The organism is Sodalis-like secondary symbiont of Drepanosiphum platanoidis, assembly GCF_964059955.1.
Taxonomy (GTDB): Bacteria; Pseudomonadota; Gammaproteobacteria; order Enterobacterales; family Enterobacteriaceae.
This window is the reverse complement of record NZ_OZ060924.1, coordinates 87,757-110,507: the sequence shown is the minus strand read 5'-3', so window position 1 is coordinate 110,507 and position 22,751 is coordinate 87,757. Positions and strand designations below refer to the sequence as shown.

Here is a 22,751-nt window from a genome sequence, read left to right as displayed (position 1 = left end):
ATATCAATATTTTAATATTTTTTATTAATTTTTTTTTTAAAATAATTAACTTTATAATTTTTCAACTTGATTGAAATTTAATTCAACAGGTGTTGATCTTCCAAAAATAGATACTGATACTTTTAATCTACTTTTATCATAATCTATTTCTTCTACTACACCATTAAAATCAGAAAATGGACCATCTTTAACTCTTATTGATTCTCCTGGTTCAAATAATATTTTAGGTCTAGGTTTATCACCTATTTGTTCTAAACGATGCATAATTGAATCAACTTCTTTATTACTTATAGGAAGTGGATTTTCAGTTTTACAACCTACAAATCCCATAGCTTTTGGAACACTTCTAACAAGATGCCAACTAGAATCATTCATAATCATATGAACTAATACATAACCAGGAAAAAATTTTCTTTCACTTTTTCTTTTTTGTCCAGCTCTAATTTCTATTATTTCTTCTGTTGGAATTAATATTTGTCCAAACATATTTTCCATTTTATTAAGTTTTATATGTTCTTTTAAAGATTGTGCAACTCGTCCTTCAAATCCAGAAAAAACTTGAATAACATACCATTTTTTTTTATTTGTTTCAGACATTTTAAAACCTTAATTGAATTATTATAGATATAATATATATTAAAATAGTATCAAGTATCCATAGTATAATTGATACTAATAAAGTTACTATAAATATAACAATGGTAGTGTTTAACGTATCTCTAGAAGATGGCCAAATTATTTTTTTTGTTTCTATTAATGATTTATGTACAAATGATATAAATATTTTTCCATAAAAAGTTTTTATAAAAATATATAATTCTATAAAAAATATAGAAATTATTGTTATAAATTGTAAAATAAAATTTATTTCTTTAATTTTGCATATTGTTGCTATACAAATATTAAATATAATAATAAAAATTAATTTTATAATATCAATATTTTTTTCTTTTTTTTTATATTTAAAATTCATAGTTTAAAAAACCTATATAATATATATTATATTTTTAATTTATATAAATAATTTTTCTAAAATCTAGTTGAATTTATTATTTATTTACTAAACATATATAATCAACTAGATAAAATTTTTATATATATTAATAAAATTAAAATTTATTTAAATATTAATTTATTATTTTTGTTACAATACCTGCACCAACAGTACGACCACCTTCTCTAATAGCAAATCTAAGACCTTCATCCATTGCTACAGGAGCTATTAATTTTACAATCATTTTTATATTATCTCCTGGCATAACCATTTCTATATTTTCAGGTAATTCAATATCTCCTGTAACATCTGTTGTTCTAAAATAGAATTGTGGTCTATATCCTTTAAAAAATGGAGTATGTCTTCCTCCTTCATCTTTATTTAATATATAAACTTCAGATTCAAATTTTATATGAGGTTTAATAGATCCTGGTTTAGATAAAACTTGTCCTCTAGAAACATCATCTCTTTTTGTTCCTCTTAATAAAATACCAACGTTTTCTCCAGCTCGACCCTCATCTAATAATTTGCAAAACATTTCAACACCAGTACATGTACTTTTAATAGTATCTTTTAATCCAACAATTTCTATTTCTTCTCCAATTTTTATGATTCCTCTTTCTATACGACCAGTAACAACTGTTCCTCTTCCAGATATTGAAAAAACATCTTCTATAGGTAATAAAAATGGTTGATCTATTAATCTTACTGGATTTGGAATATATTTATCTAAAATATCAGATAATTCTATAATTTTATTAAACCAAATTTTATTACCTTCTAGTGCTTTTAATGCAGATCCTCTTATAATAGGTGTAGTATCTCCTGGAAAATCATATCTAGATAATAATTCTCTAACTTCCATTTCTACTAATTCTAAAAGTTCTTCATCTTCTACCATATCACATTTATTCATAAAAACTATAATATAAGGAACTCCAACTTGACGAGCTAAAAGAATATGTTCTCGTGTTTGTGGCATTGGTCCGTCTGTAGCAGCAACAACTAATATAGCTCCATCCATTTGTGCTGCACCTGTAATCATATTTTTAATATAATCAGCATGTCCTGGACAATCAACATGTGCATAATGACGATTATATGTATCATATTCAACATGAGATGTATTAATTGTAATTCCTCTTTCTTTTTCTTCTGGTGAATTATCTATTTGATCAAAAGATTTAGCATTACCTCCATATTTTTTAGATAATACTGTTGTAATTGCAGCAGTAAGAGTAGTTTTACCATGATCAACATGACCTATAGTTCCTACATTAATATGAGTTTTTTTTCGTTGAAATTTTTCTTTAGACATTATTGATCCTTGTAGTAATTTATATCAAAAATGATATATATATTATTAAATAATTTTATAGATTTTTATCTAGAATAATTACACTAGAAGAATATTTTAGGAATGATTTTGCTGATAGGTAGATTTGAACTACCGACCTCACCCTTACCAAGGGTGTGCTCTACCTACTGAGCTATATCAGCATATATTTTTTTAGCGGACAGTGAGGATCGAACTCACATCATCAGCTTGGAAGGCTGAGGTAATATCCATTATACGATGCCCGCATATATTTTTTATTAAAAATTTTATTTTTTATATATAAAAAATTAATATAACATCATATATAGAATATATTTTTTTAAAAAATTTTTTATTTAACTTTATTAAAAATAATTATTAATAAAATTAATAATTATTTTTAATAAAGTTATTTGGTGGGAGAAGGATTCGAACCTTCGAAGTCTATGACGTCAGATTTACAGTCTGCTCCCTTTAACCACTCGGGAATCCCACCTATAAATAATATATATAAATAATTATTAATTATGCCGGCAGAAGGATTTGAACCCTCGACCTACTGATTACAAATCAGTTGCTCTACCTTCTGAGCTATACCGACATTTTATTTTATAAAAAAAATAATATAAAAATTTATAAAAAATAAATATTTATATTATTTAAATTTAATAAAAAAATTTTATATTAAATATTATTTTATTAATTTATTTAAAAATAAATTAATATTTTATATATAAAATATTTTTTAAATAAATTTTTAATTTATTTAATTTATATCAAATAAATAATTTAATTTTTATTTTTTATTAAATATTATTTTAAATAAATTATTAAATAATTTTTTTATATTTTAAAATAATTAAATATTTTAAATAAATTTTTAAAAAATTATACACTAATAGATTTATTTAATTTTGTCAAGAATCTTATTAATATTTATAAAATATTTTTATTTTTTAAAAATTTTTAATTTAAAAAAATTAAATTAAACATATAATTTATATAAATTATAATTTTAAATTATTTTTAATTTTATTAAAATTTATATATAAAAATATTTTTTAAATAAATATTTATTATTTATTTTATAATCATAAATTAAATATATTTTATATATAAAAATTTTTTATTAATTATTTATTTTTTATTTTATTAAAAATATTTTAATAAAATTAATAAATTATATAAAAATATTTTTATTAAATTTAAACAAAAATTATATATAAATTCTTATATATATAATTTATTTAAAAAAATAAAAATTTTTATAAAAAATATAATATTTTTATATATATAATATAATTGATATTTTTTATTTTTATGTTATTATTATTTAATAAATTTTTATTTAAAATAATAAAATTTTTATAAAAAATATAATTTTTTATATAAAATAAACATTAAGATATATTAGGATTTAAGTTTCGTGAGATTTAAAAAATATAAAAACTTTTTAAAAAAAATATTTATATTATCTATAACAATATTTTTATTTGGATGTAATAATTTAATTATAATGAATCCAAAAGGAATAATAGCTATAAAAGAAAAAACATTAATGATTACAGTAATGTTATTAATGTTAACAATTGTAGTTCCTGTAATTTTAATGACTTTAATATTTGTATTTAAATATAGAGAATCTAAAAATTCTTCATTATATGATCCAAATTGGTCTGATTCAAAAAAAATAGAATTAATTATTTGGATAATACCTTTTTTTATGATTTTATTTTTAGCAAACTTAACATGGAAATCTACTCATGATTTAGATCCTAATAAACCTATTGAACCTTATAAAAAATATATACGTATTCAAGTAATATCTCTTGATTGGAGATGGCTTTTTATTTATCCAAAACAAAAAATTGCAACAATAAATGAATTAGTGTTTCCTAAAAATACTCCAATTAAATTTGAATTAACTTCTAATTCAGTAATGAATTCTTTTTTTATTCCAGGATTAGGAGGACAAATATATACTATGGCTGGTATGAATTCAGTATTAAATTTAATGTCTAATACTAAAGGAATATATAAAGGAATGTCTTCTAATTTTAGTGGAAAAGGATTTTCTAATATGAAATTTAAAGTTATAGTAACTAAAAATACAGATATATTTAATAAATGGATTAAAAAAGTAAAATTATCTTCTAATTATATAAAAAATATATTTGATTATGAACAAATTTCTCTTCCGAATGAAAATACTTCTATAAAATATTTTTCTTTAGTAAAAGATAATTTATTTCAAATTGTTATAAAAAAATTTCATTAAAATTTAAAAATATTTTATTAAAATATTATATATATTAAATTTATATAAATTATAAAGGAAAAATAATGTTTGGAAAATTAACATTTAATTCTATTCCATATCATGAACCTATTATCATGATTACTTTTTTTATAATTTTTATTATTATGAGTTTATTAATAGGATATATTACTTATATTAAAAAATGGAAATATCTTTGGAATGAATGGTTTACTTCAGTTGATCATAAAAAAATAGGAATTATGTATATAATAGTAGCATTTATAATGTTATTTAGAGGTTTTATAGATGCATTAATGATGAGAGCTCAACAATTTTTAGCTTCTAATCATACAAATGGATTTTTATCATCTCATCATTATGATCAAATTGTTACAGTTCATGGTGTTATGATGATTATTTTTATGGCTACACCTCTTATTTTAGCTATAATGAATTTAATTATACCATTACAAATTGGAGCTAGAGATGTTGCATTTCCATTTTTAAATTCTTTAAGTTTTTGGTTATTTGTTGCTGGAGCAATTTTAATAAATATTTCTTTATTTGTTGGAGAATTTGCAGAAACTGGTTGGGTAGCATATCCTCCATTATCTGGAAAAGAATATAGTCCAGGTGTTGGTGTTGATTATTGGATTTGGAGCATTCAAATTGCTAGTATTGGAACAACATTAACAGGAATAAATTTTTTAACTACAATTTTAAAAATGCGTATACCTAATATGTCAATGATGTCTATGCCAGTTTTTACTTGGACAATTCTTTGTACAAGTATATTAATAATTACAGCTTTTCCTATATTAACTGTAACTATTACATTATTAACACTTGATCGTTATATAGGTGCTCATTTTTTCACTAATGATATGGGTGGGAATATGATGCTTTATATAAATCTTTTTTGGGCTTGGGGACATCCAGAAGTATATATATTAGTACTTCCAGTATTTGGTATATTTTCAGAAGTTGTATCTACTTTTTCTAAAAAACCTCTTTTTGGTTATAAATCTTTAGTATGGGCTACATTATCTATAACTATTTTATCTTTTTGTGTTTGGTTGCATCATTTTTTTACAATGGGATCTGGAGCTAATGTTAATGCTTTTTTTGGTATAATGACAATGATAATTGCTATTCCTACTGGAGTAAAAATTTTTAATTGGATATTTACAATTTATAGAGGTCGTATAATTTTAAATTCATGTATGTTATGGACTATTGGATTTATAATAACATTTTCTATTGGTGGAATGGCTGGTGTATTATTAGCAATACCTGGAATAGATTTTATGCTTCATAATAGTGTATTTTTAGTAGCTCATTTTCATAATGTAATTATTGGTGGAGTAGTATTTGGATGTTTTGCTGGTATAAATTATTGGTTTCCTAAAGTTAGTGGATTTATTTTAAATGATAAATGGGGTAAACGTGCTTTTTGGTTTTGGATAATAGGTTTTTATATAGCTTTTATGCCTTTATATATCTTAGGATTAATGGGAATGACACGTAGATTAAGTCAAAATATTGATTTTTTATTTCATAAACCATTAACTATAGCAGCAATTGGTACAGTAATAATATTTATTGGAATTATATGTCAAATTATACAAATATTTGTTAGTTTTAGAGATAAAAAAAATAATCTTGATATTACAGGAGATCCATGGAATGGAAGAACTTTAGAATGGTCTACTTCATCACCACCTCCATTTTATAATTTTTCAGTTATTCCTAAAATAATTAATAAAAAAGATGCTTTTTGGGAAATTAAAAAAAATTATAAAAATTTTAAAAAAATAAAATATTCTTATAAATCTATTCTTATGCCTAAAAATACTAATATGGGTATAATATTTTCTTTTTTTATATTAATTTTTGGATTTTCTATGGTATGGAACATTTGGTGGTTATCAATTATAAGTTTTATAATAACAACATTAATTTTTATTATATATAGTTTTTATGAAGATTCTCATAATGTTATATCTATAAAAAAAATAAAAAAAATTGAAAATAAATTATTTTTAAAAAATTGATTTAATAAAATTATGTTAAATAAAAATATTAATAAAAAAAATTGTAATAATTCTTTTATAAGCAAAAATACATCAGAAAGTTCTATTAAAATATTTGGATTTTGGATATATTTAATGAGCGATTTTATTATATTTGCTGCTTTGTTAGCTACATATTCTGTATTAAGAAATGGAATTTATAATGGTCCTTCTGAAATAAAAATATTTAATTGTAATAAAGTTGTAATTGAAACATTTATTTTATATTTTAGTAGTATAAGTTATGATATATCAATGTCTTATTCTAAAGAAAATAAAAATAAAAAAGTTCAAATATGGTTATTAATTACATTAATTCTTGGATGTTTTTTTATTTTTATTGAAACAAATGAATTATATTCACTAATTATTAAAGGATTTATTCCAAGTAAAAGTGCATTTTTATCTAGTCTTTTTGTATTATTAATTACTCATGGAATTCATTTAATTATTGGTATAATATGGATAATTTTAGTTTTTATAAAAATTTTATATTATGGTTTAACTAAAACTAATAAAACTAAATTAAAATGTTTAAGTTTATTTTGGCATTTTTTAGATATAATATGGATGTGTATATATTCCATAGTATATATGATAGGAGTTACTTAATGTCATTTTTAATAAAAAAAAAAATAAATATTTTACATATTATTTTATCTAGTATTTTAATATTAATTCCATTTTTTTTTAATAAAAGTAAAATTTTTACAAAAAATGAAATGATATTTATTATATTACTTTGTTTATCTTTATATATTATAATGCATTCAATATTTTTTTTTAAATTAACTTATAAAAAAAATAAAATTTTAAATTTAATTTTTTTTATTTTTTCAATATTAATTTTTATTATTTTAATTACAGGATCTGTATGGATTATGTATCATTTACATGATAACCTTATTAATTATGAAATTAAATAAAAATATAATTTTTAATTATATTAAACATATACAAATTATTAAACCAAATATTATTATTGGAAATGTAATATCTTTAATAGGAGGATTTTTATTAGCTTCTAAAGGAAATATTAATTTAATATTATTTTTTTATACATTAATTGGAGTAATATGTATAATTTCATCAGCATGTATAATAAATAATATTATAGATCATGATATTGATTTTTTAATGAAAAGAACAAAAAATAGAATTTTAGTAAAAAAAAAATATTTAATTAAAAAATATTTTATATTTTCTATAATATTATTTATAATAGGTTTTTTTATTTTATATTTTAAAGTAAATAATATTTCTTTATTTATATCAATATTAGGTTTTTTAATATATGTATTTTTATATAGTTTATATACAAAAAGAAAATATATTTATTCAATATTTTTAGGTAGTTTATCTGGTGCAACTCCACCAATAATAGGATATTGTTCTGTAAGTAATAAATTTGATAATTTATCAAAAATTTTAATAATAATTTTTATTATATGGCAAATACCTCATTTTTATTCAATTGCAATTTTTAGATCAAATGATTATAAACTTGCTAAAATCCCTACTTTTCCAGAAAAATATGGAATTTTTATTTCAAGAAATCATATAATTTTTTATATTATAAATTTTATTATATTTTTTTCTATGTTAACTTTTTTAGGTTTTACTGGATATAAATATTTAATAATAGAATTTTTTATAAGTTTATATTGGTTATATATTGCTGTAAAAGAATATAAAAATAATAAAAATATTAAATATTGGGCAAAAAAATTATTTATTTATTCAATAATAGTTATTACTTTTTTTAGTATATTAATATCATTAGATTACATATCATAAATATAATTTTTAATTATTAATTAATTTTAATAAAATATTAATAAATATTAATATATAATACTTATATATTATAAATATTTTATATAATTTATTATTTTTTTGGAGATATTATGTTTTTTTTATGGAAAAATATTTTTTGTTTTATTAGTTTTTTTTGGTATTTACTAAATTGTTTTAGAATATTTATATGTAATATTTTATTATTATTAACATTAACTTTAATAATATTTTTATTTTCACATTTTAATTGTAATATTAAAATTCCTAATAAAGGAGCTTTATTATGTGATTTTGGTCAAAAAATTTTAGAAAAACCAATAATACATAATAAATTTAATGAAATAATATATAAAATATTTGGTATTAATAATAAACAAGAAAGTTATTTATTTGATATAGTAAATAAAATAAAAAAAGCAACAAAAGATAAAAATATTACAGGTATTATCCTTTCATTAGAAAATTTAAAATATGCTGATCAATCATCTTTAGAATATATTGGAAAATATTTAAAAAAATTTAAAAAATCTAATAAACCAATATATTCTATAGGTTATAATTATAATCAAATACAATATTTTCTTTCAAGTTATTCAAATAAAATATATTTATTTAAAAATGGATCAGTAAATTTAAATGGTATATCAATTAATAAATTATATTTTAAATCATTTTTAAAAAAATTAAAAATTAATACTAATGTATTTAGAATAGGAAAATATAAATCAGCTGTTGAACCATTTATTAGAAATAATATGTCTCCTGAATCAAAATATTTAGATAAAAAATGGATTAATCAATTATGGATTCAATATTTGAAAATTGTTTCATTTAATAGAAAAATAAATATTAAAAAATTTTTTCCTAAAATATCATTATTTATTAAAAATTTTTATAAAAATAATGGAGAATTTGATTCTTTTGCATTAAAAAATCATTGGATAGATAAAATTGTTTCTAGAAACTCTTTTCAAAAAGATATGATTAAATTTTTTGGAAAAAATAAATATAAAAAAACTTTTAATTATATAAATATTAATGATTATAATTATAATTATAATTATGACAATAATAAAAAAAATAATATTGCAATAATTTGTATTAATGGAATAATTATGGATAATTATGAAGATGATAATAGTATTAATGCAAAAATAATAGCAAAACAAATTAGACATGCTAGATTAAATCCATATATAAAAGCTATTGTATTAAGAATAAATAGTCCAGGTGGAAATGTAAGTGCATCTGAAATTATTGAAGAAGAAATAAAAGAAACAAAATCTTTTGGAAAACCTGTTATAGTTTCTATGGGAGGTATGGCTGCTTCAGGAGGTTATTGGATATCTGCACCAGCAAATTATATTTTTGCTAGTTCTAGTACTATTACTGGATCAATAGGAATATTTAGTATTATTAATACTTTTGAAAATACTTTAAAAAAAATTGGAATATATAATGATGGTATTTCTACATATCCTTTATCAAATATAATTTCTACAAAAAATCTTCCAGAAGAATATAAAAAACTTATAAAAATAAGTATAAATAATAAATATAATAATTTTATTAAATTAGTTTCTTTATATAGAAATAAAAATATAAAAAAAATTAAAGAAATATCTCAAGGAAAAATATGGACTGGAAAAGATGCTGTTAAAAATGGATTAGTTGATGAAATAGGAGATATTGATGATGCAATTAATAAAGCTTCTATTTTATGTAAATTAAAAAAATATAATATAATATGGTATTATGAAGAAGATAATATTATAAATAATTTATTAAATAATTCAAATTTTTTAAATAAAACAATATTTATGAATAAAATTTTTATTAAAAAAATATATAATAATTTTTCAGAATTATATTTTTTAAAATTATTTTTAAAATATCCTGAAAATAAATATGCTATATGTATTTTATAAATAAATTTTGTTTTTATAAAAATAAAATTTATTTATTTAAAATTTATTAATTAATAAAATATTTTTTATATTTATTTAAATAAAAATAATTTAAATAAAAAATTCCTTCTCCTCCATTAAATAATTTTATCCATTTAAAAGGAACTTTTGGATATTTTTTTATTAAATTCAACATTTGATAACCTACTTCACAAATAAGTATTCCATTTTTATTTAAATATTTTGATGCAAAATATAAAATTTTTTTAATAAAAAATAATCCATCTTTTCCTCCATCTAAAGATTTTATTGGTTCATAAAAAAATTCTTTAGGTAAATTTTTTATATCTTGTCTTTTGACATATGGGGGATTTGTAATAATTAAATCATAAAAATTAGTTGGTAAATTTGAAAAAAGATTACTTTTTATAGGAAAAACTTTTTTTTCCATAAAATGTTTTTTAATATTTAATTCAGTTATAGATAATGCATCTGAACAAATATCTACTGCATCTACTATTGATTTTTTAAATATATAAGAACAAGCTATAGCAATAGCTCCACTTCCTGTACATAAATCTAAAATATGATTTGGTTTATTTAAAAAAAACATTCTATTAATTTTTTTTAATAAAATTTCTCCAATAGGAGATCTAGGTATTAAAACTCTTTTATCTATATAAAATTCTATATTACAAAACCATGTTTTATTTATTATGTAAGGTAATGGAATTCTATATTTAATTCTTTTTTTTACTCTTTTAATTATTATTTTTTTTTCATTATAAGTTAAATTTGAATTATAAATATAATTTGGTAAATTAAATGATACATCTATACTTCCTAATACTAATTTTATAGATTCATCAAATGAATTATTTGTTCCATGTCCATAAAAAATATTAGATTTATTAAATTGACTAATAGTCCATCTAATCATATCTTGAATTGTTTTTAAACATATACATAGTTTTTTAATTTGAATATTATTCAATTATATTCATCCTTAAAATTATATAAAATAGTTAAATATATATTTAATAAAACTTTTAATATTAAAATTATATTTAATAAATTTTATTAATAAAAATTAATAATATTTAATATATTAAATAATTTTTATATTTAATTCAATAGATAAAATAAAATATGAAAAATTTAAATTTTATATCAAAAATTGATATGCAACTTTTTAGAAAAAAAATATCTGGAACTAAACCATTATTACAAGATAAAATAAAACCTTATTTTATTAAAAATAAAAAAAAAATTAAAATATCTTTTAAAGAAAAAAAATTGAAAAAATTTTATTTTTCAGATATTTTTGAACCAATAATACATTATAAAAAAGGATTCATGTTAAATTCAAAATTAAATATTAATTATAAATATTTAAAAAAAATTATACATAAAAATTATAAATATAAATTATTTATAGATCTTCATGGAAAAAGTAAATTAGAAGCAAAAAAAAAATTAGAAAATTTAATTAGTAAATGTATAAAAAAAAAAATATGTTGTATTTGTATTATACATGGAAATGGACAACAAATTTTAAAAAAAAAAATTCCATATTGGTTAGTTCAACATCCAAATTTTTTAGGTTTATATAAATCACATAAAATTTTTGGAGGAAATGGATCTTTACTATTAATAATAAAAGTTAAATAAATTAAAATGTATATTTTAATTTATTTTAAATAATTTATTAATTAAAATTTTTTTAAAAATAAATAAAATATTTTTTAATAAAAAATTTTAAATTTATAAAATATTAAAAATTTTTTAAAAAAAATTTATTTTAACTAGAAATAAAATTAAAATAATATATAATATCAAATATTATATAATTATATTTTTTATAAAAAATAAAAATATATTTTAATTTTATAAAAATTTAAATTTTAAATATTAATATTTATAAAATATTTAATATATAAATATATTTTTAAAGAATATATTTATATATAATTATTATAATTTATATATTAATTAATAAATATAAATTAATTTTTAAAAATTTATTATAAATAAAGTTATTTTCTTTACATTAATTAATTTCTTTCTTAAATTTAAAAATTAATAATTTTTTAAAAATGAATATAATAAAAAATTTTTTTAATATTGGATTAACTTCTATAATTTCTAGAATATTTGGATTAGCTAGAGATATTATCTTAGCTACTATATTTGGTTCTGGAATAGAATCTGATTCTTTTTTTATTTCTTTTAAATTATCAAATATATTAAGAAATATTTTTGCAGATGGAGCCTTTTCTAAAGCTTTTATACCTGTATTTATAGAATATAAAAATAAAAAAAAAAAATTAGAAACAAATATTTTTTTATCTAGTGTTTTTTTAATATTAATATTAACTATTTTAATAGTTGTTATATTAGGATTATTAAATATAAATTTTTTAATTATTTTTTTATCTCCTGGAATTGTTAATACTCCAGAAAAACTTAAATTAACATTAATTCTTTCAAAAATAATATTTCCTTATATACTTTTTGTTTCTTTAACATCATTTATTAGTAATATATTAAATACTTTTAATTATTTTTTTGTTACATCATTATCTTCTATATTACTTAATATAAGTATAATAATATTTTCATTATTAGCAAAAAAATATTTTAATCCTCCTATTAAATCATTAGCTTGGGGTGTTATTTTTGGAGGTTTTTTACAATTAATATATCATATATATTTTTTAAAAAAAATAAAATTTTTAAAATTTTGTAAAATTCAATTTTTTAATAAAGGAGTAAAAAAAGTTTTAAAATTAATGACTCCATCTATTGTAGGTGTATTTGCTTATCATATTTTTTTTATTATAAATAGTATTTTATCTTCTTTTTTAATACCAGGATCAATTTCATGGATATATTATTCAAATAGAATTATAGAATTTCCTATTGGAATTTTAGGTCATTCTATAAGTAATATTCTTTTATATGAATTATCTAAAAAAAATATTCTTAAAAAGAAAATGGAATATTCTTTATATATAGAATGGGCTATACGAATTTGCCTTATTGTATCTATTCCGTGTACTGTATTATTTATTTGTTTATCTAAATATATTATAATAACATTATTTCAATATGGTAAATTTTCTTCATTTGATACAAGAATGACACAAAAAATATTTTTAGGATACTCTATAGGACTTGCAGGATTTATTTTAGTAAAAGTTTTAGAACAAGGATTTTATGCAATTAAAAATTCGAAAACTCCTGTAAAAATATCAATACTTTCATTAATTTTTATACAAGTTATTAATATAACTTGTATTTTTATATTAAAAAATTATATTTTATCATTTTCTTTAAGTATAGGATCATATTTTCATTCTATATTATTATATTGGAAACTTAAAAAAAATAAATTAATTTTTATAAAAAAAATATGGTTAAAATTTTTATTACAAGTAATTGCTTCTACTATATCTATGTATATAATATTAACATTTTTAATTAAAATTTTTTTAAAAAATTTATTAATATATAGTATTTCTTTAAGATTTTTATATTTATTAATAGTTATTTTAATTTCTATTTTTATTTATATATTTTCTCTTTATTTATTTGGATATAATTTTAAAAAAAAATCTATATTATAAAATTTATATTTTTTTTACTGTTTTTATTCCTAAAATATTTAAACCATGTTTTAAAATACGTGAAGTTAAAAAAGATAATGATAATCTGCTTAATTTTAAATATTTATTTTTAATATTAAGAATTGGACAATTTTCATAAAAAGATGAGAATATTACAGAAGTTTCATAAAGATAATTACATAAAAAATGTGGCATTCCATCTTTTGCCATTGAATATATAACTTCTTCATATTGTAAAATTTTAATAGCAAGATTTATTTCTTCCTGAGAAGATAAAAATATTTTGTTAATTAAATTATTTTTTTTTAATTTGCTTTTTTTTAAAATAGAATTAATTCTAGCATAAGCATATTGCATATATAAAGCAGTATTACCATCAAAACTTAAAATTTTATTCCAATCAAATATATAATTAGTTATTCTATTTTTAGAAAGATCAGAATATTTAATTGTACCAATTCCAACAATTTCTGATATATATTTTAATTTTTTATTATTTATTTTTATATTTTTTTTAGATAAAAAATTATATGCTCTTTCTGATGCTTCATTTAGTAAACTTAATAATGTAATTACATTACCATCTCTTGTTTTAAAAGGAATTTTATTTTTATTTAACATCATTCCAAACATATGATGTTCTAATAAAACTGATTTTGATACATATCCAGCAATTCTAGCAATTTTCCAAGATAAATTTAAATGTTGATTTTGACGAGAATCAACATAATAAATAATTCTATCTGCCTTAAGAATTTCACAACGATATTTTAAACATGCTATATCTATAGTTATATATAAATATGTTTTGTCTTTTTTTTGAATAATTACCCCCATATCTTTTCCAATTTTATTTTTTAATGAATCTATTACTACTATAGTAGATCCATTTTTTTCTATAGCTAATTTTTTTAATTTTAAATCACTAACAATGTTAGGTAATAATTTTTTATAAAAACTTTCACCTTTAATATCATTATTAGTTAAACTAACATTTAATCTTTTATATATTTTTTTATTTTGATTAATAGTAATAGAAATTAATTTTTTCCATATATTTAAACATTCTTTATCATTATTTTGTAATTTTAAAAAATATTTTTTAGATTTTTTAACAAAATCAATATCTTTTATATATTTTTTTTTTGCAGAAATATATAATTTTTCTAAATTAGGAATAAATTTTTTAATTATATTATTTATATTTTTTTTTAATTTTTTTTTTTCAAATAAATATGCTAATATCATACCAAATTGAGACCCCCAATCACCAATATGATTTGCTCTTATTACTTTATGTCCTAAAAATTCTAAAACTTTTACTATTGCATCTCCTATTATAGTAGATCTCATATGACCTACATGCATAGATTTTACTGCATTAGGAGATGAATAATCTATTATTATATTTTGTGGAATTTTAACAATTTTTATACCAAATCTTTTTGATTTCATAGAAATATTTATTTTTTTTTCAATCCATTTTTTATTAAGAAAAATATTTATAAAACCAGGATTTATTATTTCTATTTTATAAGCAATTGATTTTAGATCTAATGTATTTACTATTTTTTTGGCACATTCCATAGATGAAATTTTAAGTTTTTTAGAAATACTAATAGCACTATTAATTTGATAATCTCCAAATTTATTTTGTTTAGATAATTTAATATCAATAAAAGAAGGTATATTTATATTATTTTTATTTAAAGATAATATAAATTTTTTTAATAAAATTTTTTTTATATTCATAATATTTATTAATAACAAATAATTTTATTTAAAATATATAGATTTTTTTAATAAATAATTTATATTTATATAAATAAAATTATTTAATATATTTTAAATTAAAGTTTTAAAAAATTATTTTTTAATTAAATTATTAAAATTTTTAAAATTATTATTTATTTTAAAATTTAAAAATTTAATTAATAAATTAATATCAAATAGTTTTTTTATTTTTTTTTAAAAAAAATATAATAATTCCAGTTATTCCAACAATTAATAATATTAATGGAAATAATATCAAAAAAATCATAATTTGAGATTCATAATATTGAATAATTGGTATTTTTTTAATTAAAAATCCTAATGTAATTAATGTAAAAATCCAAATAAAAGAACTAATCCAATTTAATAATTGAAATTTTAATTCATCTAATTTAGATATACCTGCTAAAACAGGTAAAAATGTTCTTAATAAAGTTATAAATCTACCAATTAATAATGAAATTAATCCATATTTTTTAAAAATTTGATATGATTTTTCATAATAATTAGAAGGAATTTTTATTATCCATTTTTTAACCATAGAATTTTTATTTAACCATTTTCCTTGAATATATCCTATCCAACTTCCTATACTAGAAGCAATAGTTAATAAAATAATAATTAAATAAAAATTTAATATTTTTTTTTCTATTAATGCACCGACTAATATTAATAAACTATCTCCTGGTAAAAAAGATGCTAAAATAAATCCATTTTCTAAAAAAATAATAATAAATATTGTTATATAAGTAATTAAAATAAATTTATAATTATATAATTTATCAAAATTTTGTTGCAATAATATAATACAAATTTTGTTTAAAAAATTCATTTATTTATCTCTATAAATCATAAAAATTTAATTTTAATTAATTTTTTTTAAAAAAAATTAATTAAAATTAAATTATTTTTAATAAAAATTATATTATTTATATAATTTTATATAATTTAATTTTATTAAAATTTATTTTACTTTAAAAATAAAAAATATAATTAATTATTATTAATAATAAATTTTATATATATTTTTAAAAAATATATTTTATTTTTAAAAAAAATTTTAAATAATAAATATTTGTTTTTTATATATTTTTTTTAAATAAATTTTTTAAAATTTATTATATAATTTTATTTTTTATAAATTATTTAAGTAGTATTAAATAATTTATAAATAATTTTTCAAATTATTTTTTATTTAAAATAAATATTTATATTATTATATAATTTATATATATAAATATATATCATATTATAATATATAATATATTAAAAACATTTATTTATAGGAAAAATTTTTAATGATATATAATTTTAAAAAAAAATATAACATTTTTTTATATAAAATAATGAATTTTTTTTTAAATAAAAAAATATATATAAAAAATATATATGAAAATAATTTTTATATTAAAAATTCTTATATTTATTTAATAAATACATCTTCTAAATTAGATTTTTATATCTTAAGAAAATATTGTTTACAAAATAATTTAATTGATCCTTTAAAACCATTAAAAATTTTAAATATAATTTTTCCAAGATATTTATATCTTAAAAATATAAAAAAAAAATATTCTAATAATACAAAAACTTTTATTAAAAAAAATTTTTATAAGTATAAAAATTTATATTTAAAAAAAAAAATTAAAGATGTAAAAATTATATTAGTATCTATTAATATAAGAGAAATAAATAATTTTAATTTATATAAAAAATCATTTTTAAAAAAATTATTATATAATTTTAAAAAAATTATTTGTTTGTTTTTTATAAAAAATATAATTTTTATACATTTTTCTAAAAAAATTTCTCTTAAAAAAATTATTAAAAATTATAAATTAAAAAAAAATATTATTAATATTTTAATAAGATTATCATCTATTTATTTTTATAGATATATGAATATTTCTATAGGATATAAAAAAAATATAAAAAAAAAATTTAAAAAAACTTTTTTAAATAAAATATTAAATAAAATAATTTTAAATAAATATAAAATAAAAAATATTTCTATAAAAAAATTAAAAATTAATATTTTAAATTTATTTAAAGAAATGTCTACTTATTATTCTAATAATATTATATATTTTTCAAATTTATTTATAAAATTTTTTTTAAATTTATTATATAAAAATATAAAAACTAATAATATAAATTTTATACATAAATTATTAGAAAATAATAATATAATTATTTATATTCCTTGTCATAAAAGTCATATGGATTATATTTTAATTTCATATATTCTTTATAATAAAGGATTAATGCCTCCTTGTATAGTTGCAGGAAATAATTTAAATTTTTGGCCATTGGGAAATATTTTTAGATATTTAGGAGCATTTTTTATTAAAAGAAGATTTATTGGAAATAAATTATATTATTTTGTTCTTAAAGAATATATAATTCAATTATTTAATAATAATTATCAATTAGAATATTTTATTGAAGGAAGTAGATCTAGAACAGGATATTTATTAAAAGCTAAAATTGGTATATTAAGTATAATAATTAAATATATAATTTTAAATCCAAAAAAAAAAATAAAATTTATTCCTATTTATATAGGATATGAAAAAATTTTAGATAATTTTTCATATATAAAAGAATTAAATGGATTTTCTAAAAAAAAAGAAAATTTTATTAATATGATTAAATCATTTATTAAATTAAAAAAATTAGGAAAAAGCTTTATAAATTTTGGAAAACCATTATCTTTAAATGATTTTTTAAATAAAAAACTTTTAAATTATAAAAAATATTTTAAAAAAAATATATATAAAAAAGAAAAATGGATAATATCTATATCAAAAAAAATTTCTTTATTTTTTATGCAAAAAATTAATAATTTAACAGTAATTAATTCTATTAATTTATGTTCTATTATACTTTTATATTCATATAGATATACTTTAAGTATAAATGAATTAAAGTTTCAAATAAATTTTTATTTAAATTTTTTAAAAAAAATAAAATATTCTTCTGAAATTATTATTACAAATAATACTTCAAAAAAGTTAATAAATAATGCATTAAAAATGAAAAAAATAAAAATTTTAAAAAATATTAATGAAGATATTGTTTATTTATCTAATAATCAATTTAAAATACTTAATTTTTATAAAAATAATATTCAACATATATTTATAATACCATCATTAGTTTCAATTTTTATTATAAATTATTCAGGAATTAGTCAAAAAAAATTAAATAAAAAAGTTTTATTATTTTATAAAATTTTAAAATTAGAATTTTTTTTAAAATTTAATAATAAAAAAGTTTTAAAATTAGTTAATAATATAATTTTAGAATTTAAAAAAAAACAATTAATTATAATTTCATCTAAAAAATTATATCCAAAATTTGAATATAATATTACTCTTTATTTATTATCAAATATTTTAAAAGATAATATTCAAAGATATGCAATTACTTTTTTTATTTTTTTTAAAAATAATTGTTTAATTAAAGAAAAAATATTAAATGAAAAAAATTATATTTTAGCAAAAAAAATATCATTATATCTTAATCTAAATATAGATAAATTTTTTTATCAAACATCTTTTGATTCATTAATAAATATATTAAAGAAAAATTATAATATAAAAAATAAAAAAAATAAAAAATATAATTTAAATATTAATAATTTATTTAAAATAGTTAATAAATTAATTTCATCTAAAATATTAATTTTAATAAATAATTTTTATTAAAATTTAAATTAATATTTAAATTTTTTATATTAAAATAAATATAATTTTTTAAAAAAATATTTAAAATATAAATATTTTTTGATAAAAAATTTATTTTTTATAAAAAATATTAAAAATTTTATTATATAAATTTAAATAAAAATTTAATTTATTTTATTTATATAAAATTTTATTAAAATTTTTTAAATTTTTAAATATTATTTTAAATATTTATTAAAAAAATTAATTTATTATTTTTATTTATTTTTAATAAATAATTATATTTTATTTTTTATAAAATAATTTTATATATATTTTTATAAAAATTTTTAATTAATTTTTATTAAAATATAAGAAATTAATAAAAAACATTTATTTTTTAATTTTTATAAAAAATAAATTAATAATATAAATAATATTATTTATATATATTTATAGATTTTTAAAAAATAAAATAATAATTTATTATTAATTTTTAATTATTTTTATTATTATTAATGAATATAATTTATTTTTAATTTATAATATATTTATATTTAATTTTAAATATTTATTATTTTTTTAATATTATTTTTTAATAATTTTTATTAAAACAATATAAATAAATAATTATATATATAAATTTATAATAATTTTTAAAAATTTTAATAAAATATATTATTTTTTATTTTTATTTTTTAATTTAATTTTTAATTATTAAAATAATTTTAAAAAAAATTATAATATAATATAAAAATTATTTTTATTTTATTATTATATATATTTTTTAATTTAAAATAATATATATTTTAAATTTTTTTATTATTATAATAATAATATTTTATTAAAGTTATATATTGTTTTTTATTAATAAAATAATGTATAATTACAATATATAATTTTTAATATCAAAATATTAAAATATATATTTATTTATATTAATAAAAAACATTAAAATATAATTAATATTTTTATAAACATAAGTTATAAATTCTAATAATATTTCAAAAAAAATAATAAATAATTTATTTATTAATAAATAAAAAATTTAATATTTTATTAAATAAAGTTTTTTTAATAAAATTAAATTTAAATAAATTATTAAAAATTTTTTTATTTATAATAAAAATTTTATAAAAAGTTTTATAATATCTTTTTAAATATTTTAATAATTTATAAATATTTAAAATTATTTTTTTATTTATAATAAATATTTTTAAATTTTTAATTTTAATAAAATTTTATTTATTTTTTATTTTAATAATTTAATAAAATTATTAAATTAATATTTTATTATTTAATGATTTTAAATAAATTATTTTTTATTAATTTTTATTTTAAAATTAATAAAACAATTATATTTTTTATATAAAAATTAAATTTTAAATAAATTTAAATTATTATTTAACAATAATTCTTATATGAAATAATTTATTTAAAATTATATTTTATATTATTTTAAATATTATTTAAAAATTAAATATATTAAAAAATATATATTTAAATAAAATTTCAGGAATCAATATGATTGATCCAAAACTTTTAAAAAAAAACATTAATAATATATATAAAAATCTTATAAAAAAAAATTTTATATTAAATATAAAATTAATTACAAAACAAGAAAATACTAGAAAAATTTTACAAATAGAAACTGAACATCTTCAATCAAAACATAATAAATTATCTAAAAAATTAGGTATATATAAAAAAAATAAAAAAAATATTAAAGTTCTTTTAATAAAAATAAATAATATACATTCAAAATTAAAAATTTTAAAAAATAAATTAAAAATATTAAAAATAAACATTAAAAATTATTTTTTATCTATTCCTAATATTATAGATAATAAAGTACCAATTGGTAATAATAAAAAATATAATAAAGAAATATTAAAATGGGGTAATATTAAAAAATATAAATTTAAAATTAAAAATCATATAGAATTAGGTAATATAAATAATGGAATTGATTTTTCTTCTGCATCAATATTAACTGGATCTAGATTTGTTATAATAAAAGGAAGATTAGCTCTTTTACATAGAGCCTTATCACAATTTATGTTAGATATACATGTTAATAAACATGGATATGAAGAATATTATGTTCCATATATTGTTAATGAAGAATCATTATATGGTACTGGACAATTACCAAAATTTTCTAAAGATTTATTTTATACTAATAAAATTAGTATAAAAAATAAAAAAAAATCATATGCATTAATTCCTACGGCAGAAATTCCATTAACAAATATACTTCGTAATAAAATTTTTCAAATAGATGAATTACCTATAAAATTTACTGCACATACTCCATGTTTTAGATCAGAAGCAGGATCATATGGAAAAAATAATAAAGGATTAATTAGATTACATCAATTTGATAAAGTAGAAATATTTCAAGCAGTGACATCTGAAGAGTCAGATAAAACTCTTGATGAAATTACAAATCATGCTGAAAAAATTTTACAACTTCTTAATTTGCCTTATAGAAAAGTATTATTATGTAGTGGAGAAACTAGTTTTTCTTCTTATAAAACATATGATTTAGAAGTATGGTTTCCTTCTTTGAATAAATTTTATGAAATATCTTCTTGCTCTAATATGATTGATTTTCAGTCTAGAAGAATTAAAGCAAGAGTTTGTTATAAAAATAAAATAAAAAAAAATAAATTTTTACATACTTTAAATGGATCAGGTTTAGCTATTGGAAGAACTATGGCAGCAATTTTAGAAAATTATCAACAATATGATGGATCAATTTTAATACCAAAAGTTTTAAAAAAATATATGTATAACTTAAAAGATAAAGATTTTATTTGAAAATTTATTATTTTTTTTAAATTAAAATATTATATATATTTTATATATATAAATAAAAAAATTTTTAAAAATTAATTTTATTAAATTTTTTTAATTTATTTTTTAATTTTATTTTTTTATTTTTAATTTTAATTAAATAATTTTTTAAATTATTTTTTTATACATAAAAATTAATTTATATAAAATTAATAAAATTATTTTTTATAAATTTAAAGTTAAAATATAATATTAATTTTTTATTAAAATTTATTATTAATTTTTTTATTTTTATAAAAAAAATTAATTAAATTTTATTTATTTATTATTTTTTTACAAAAATTTTAAATTATTTAAATTTATATTAAAAATTTTTTAATAATTTTATATATATTTTAATTTTTTAATATTTATTAATTATTTTTTTGATAAAAAATATATTTTATATAATTATTTTATTTTTAAAAAAAATTAATAATTATTGTTTTTCATATAAATTAATTTGTGTTAAATTAATTTATTTTAATAATT

The 22,751-nt window shown here is 15.1% G+C and carries 16 protein-coding genes and 4 tRNA genes; 10 read left to right on the top strand and 10 right to left on the bottom strand.

Annotation, left to right across the window (positions count from 1 at the left end):
• Nucleotides 1-51: 51 nt before the first annotated feature.
• The 7 genes from nusG to AB4W47_RS00440 form a co-directional block, all read right to left on the bottom strand.
• A complete protein-coding gene (gene nusG / locus AB4W47_RS00470; protein ID WP_367670685.1) occupies nucleotides 52-597 on the bottom strand; it encodes a transcription termination/antitermination protein NusG in 546 nt (181 codons plus the stop codon).
• Between the two features lies 1 nt (nucleotide 598).
• Nucleotides 599-973: a preprotein translocase subunit SecE gene (gene secE / locus AB4W47_RS00465; protein ID WP_367670684.1), complete on the bottom strand. Its 375-nt coding sequence runs from the start codon at nucleotides 971-973 to the stop codon at nucleotides 599-601.
• A gap of 154 nt (nucleotides 974-1,127) precedes the next feature.
• Nucleotides 1,128-2,312 carry an elongation factor Tu gene (tuf, locus tag AB4W47_RS00460; protein WP_367670683.1) on the bottom strand — a complete coding sequence of 395 codons (1,185 nt, stop codon included), beginning with the start codon at nucleotides 2,310-2,312 and terminating at the stop codon, nucleotides 1,128-1,130.
• Between the two features lie 109 nt (nucleotides 2,313-2,421).
• Nucleotides 2,422-2,494 (bottom strand) — tRNA-Thr (locus tag AB4W47_RS00455).
• 12 nt (nucleotides 2,495-2,506) lie between these two features.
• Nucleotides 2,507-2,578: transfer RNA gene (locus tag AB4W47_RS00450), tRNA-Gly, on the bottom strand.
• Between the two features lie 148 nt (nucleotides 2,579-2,726).
• Nucleotides 2,727-2,808: transfer RNA gene (locus AB4W47_RS00445), tRNA-Tyr, on the bottom strand.
• Nucleotides 2,809-2,840: 32 nt separating this feature from the next.
• A tRNA-Thr gene (locus tag AB4W47_RS00440) sits at nucleotides 2,841-2,913 on the bottom strand.
• A gap of 825 nt (nucleotides 2,914-3,738) precedes the next feature.
• Here AB4W47_RS00440 and cyoA point away from each other — a divergent pair.
• From cyoA to sppA, 6 genes are all read left to right on the top strand, one after another.
• Nucleotides 3,739-4,590, top strand: a complete 852-nt coding sequence (gene cyoA / locus AB4W47_RS00435; RefSeq protein WP_367670682.1) for a ubiquinol oxidase subunit II — start codon at nucleotides 3,739-3,741, stop codon at nucleotides 4,588-4,590.
• 65 nt (nucleotides 4,591-4,655) lie between these two features.
• Nucleotides 4,656-6,626 (top strand): cytochrome o ubiquinol oxidase subunit I, encoded by a 1,971-nt coding sequence (gene cyoB, locus AB4W47_RS00430; RefSeq protein ID WP_367670681.1) that lies wholly within the window; start codon nucleotides 4,656-4,658, stop codon nucleotides 6,624-6,626.
• A 12-nt stretch (nucleotides 6,627-6,638) separates the two neighbouring features.
• Nucleotides 6,639-7,256, top strand: coding sequence for a cytochrome c oxidase subunit 3 (locus AB4W47_RS00425; RefSeq protein WP_367670680.1), 618 nt, complete (start codon nucleotides 6,639-6,641; stop codon nucleotides 7,254-7,256).
• A complete protein-coding gene (locus AB4W47_RS00420; protein ID WP_367670679.1) occupies nucleotides 7,256-7,570 on the top strand; it encodes a cytochrome o ubiquinol oxidase subunit IV in 315 nt (104 codons plus the stop codon). The genes AB4W47_RS00425 and AB4W47_RS00420 overlap by 1 nt, the downstream gene beginning before the upstream one ends.
• A complete protein-coding gene (gene cyoE, locus AB4W47_RS00415) occupies nucleotides 7,539-8,441 on the top strand; it encodes a heme o synthase (RefSeq protein ID WP_367670678.1) in 903 nt (300 codons plus the stop codon). The genes AB4W47_RS00420 and cyoE overlap by 32 nt, the downstream gene beginning before the upstream one ends.
• 110 nt (nucleotides 8,442-8,551) lie before the next feature.
• Nucleotides 8,552-10,369, top strand: coding sequence for a signal peptide peptidase SppA (sppA, locus tag AB4W47_RS00410; RefSeq protein ID WP_367670677.1), 1,818 nt, complete (start codon nucleotides 8,552-8,554; stop codon nucleotides 10,367-10,369).
• A gap of 46 nt (nucleotides 10,370-10,415) precedes the next feature.
• Here the strand turns inward: sppA and prmB are convergent, their stop codons facing one another.
• Nucleotides 10,416-11,342 carry a 50S ribosomal protein L3 N(5)-glutamine methyltransferase gene (gene prmB / locus AB4W47_RS00405; RefSeq protein WP_367670676.1) on the bottom strand — a complete coding sequence of 309 codons (927 nt, stop codon included), beginning with the start codon at nucleotides 11,340-11,342 and terminating at the stop codon, nucleotides 10,416-10,418.
• 155 nt (nucleotides 11,343-11,497) lie between these two features.
• On the opposite strand from prmB, the gene smrB reads away from it, so the two are divergent.
• Together smrB and murJ are read left to right on the top strand one after the other, a co-directional pair.
• Nucleotides 11,498-12,019 (top strand): endonuclease SmrB, encoded by a 522-nt coding sequence (gene smrB, locus AB4W47_RS00400; protein WP_367670675.1) that lies wholly within the window; start codon nucleotides 11,498-11,500, stop codon nucleotides 12,017-12,019.
• Between the two features lie 425 nt (nucleotides 12,020-12,444).
• Nucleotides 12,445-13,977, top strand: coding sequence for a murein biosynthesis integral membrane protein MurJ (gene murJ, locus AB4W47_RS00395; RefSeq protein ID WP_367670674.1), 1,533 nt, complete (start codon nucleotides 12,445-12,447; stop codon nucleotides 13,975-13,977).
• A gap of 3 nt (nucleotides 13,978-13,980) precedes the next feature.
• Here the strand turns inward: murJ and argS are convergent, their stop codons facing one another.
• Both argS and AB4W47_RS00385 read right to left on the bottom strand, forming a co-directional pair.
• Nucleotides 13,981-15,729 carry an arginine--tRNA ligase gene (argS, locus tag AB4W47_RS00390; protein ID WP_367670673.1) on the bottom strand — a complete coding sequence of 583 codons (1,749 nt, stop codon included), beginning with the start codon at nucleotides 15,727-15,729 and terminating at the stop codon, nucleotides 13,981-13,983.
• Between the two features lie 193 nt (nucleotides 15,730-15,922).
• The gene (locus tag AB4W47_RS00385; RefSeq protein ID WP_367670672.1) at nucleotides 15,923-16,582 is read right to left on the bottom strand and encodes a DedA family protein; all 660 of its coding nucleotides are present in this window, start codon (nucleotides 16,580-16,582) and stop codon (nucleotides 15,923-15,925) included.
• A 466-nt stretch (nucleotides 16,583-17,048) separates the two neighbouring features.
• Between AB4W47_RS00385 and AB4W47_RS00380 the strand changes: the two genes are divergently transcribed.
• Together AB4W47_RS00380 and serS are read left to right on the top strand one after the other, a co-directional pair.
• On the top strand, nucleotides 17,049-19,460 hold the full coding sequence (locus tag AB4W47_RS00380) for a 1-acyl-sn-glycerol-3-phosphate acyltransferase (protein WP_367670671.1): 2,412 nt from the start codon (nucleotides 17,049-17,051) through the stop codon (nucleotides 19,458-19,460).
• Nucleotides 19,461-20,942: 1,482 nt separating this feature from the next.
• Nucleotides 20,943-22,244 (top strand): serine--tRNA ligase, encoded by a 1,302-nt coding sequence (serS, locus tag AB4W47_RS00375; RefSeq protein ID WP_367670670.1) that lies wholly within the window; start codon nucleotides 20,943-20,945, stop codon nucleotides 22,242-22,244.
• Nucleotides 22,245-22,751: the final 507 nt, after the last annotated feature.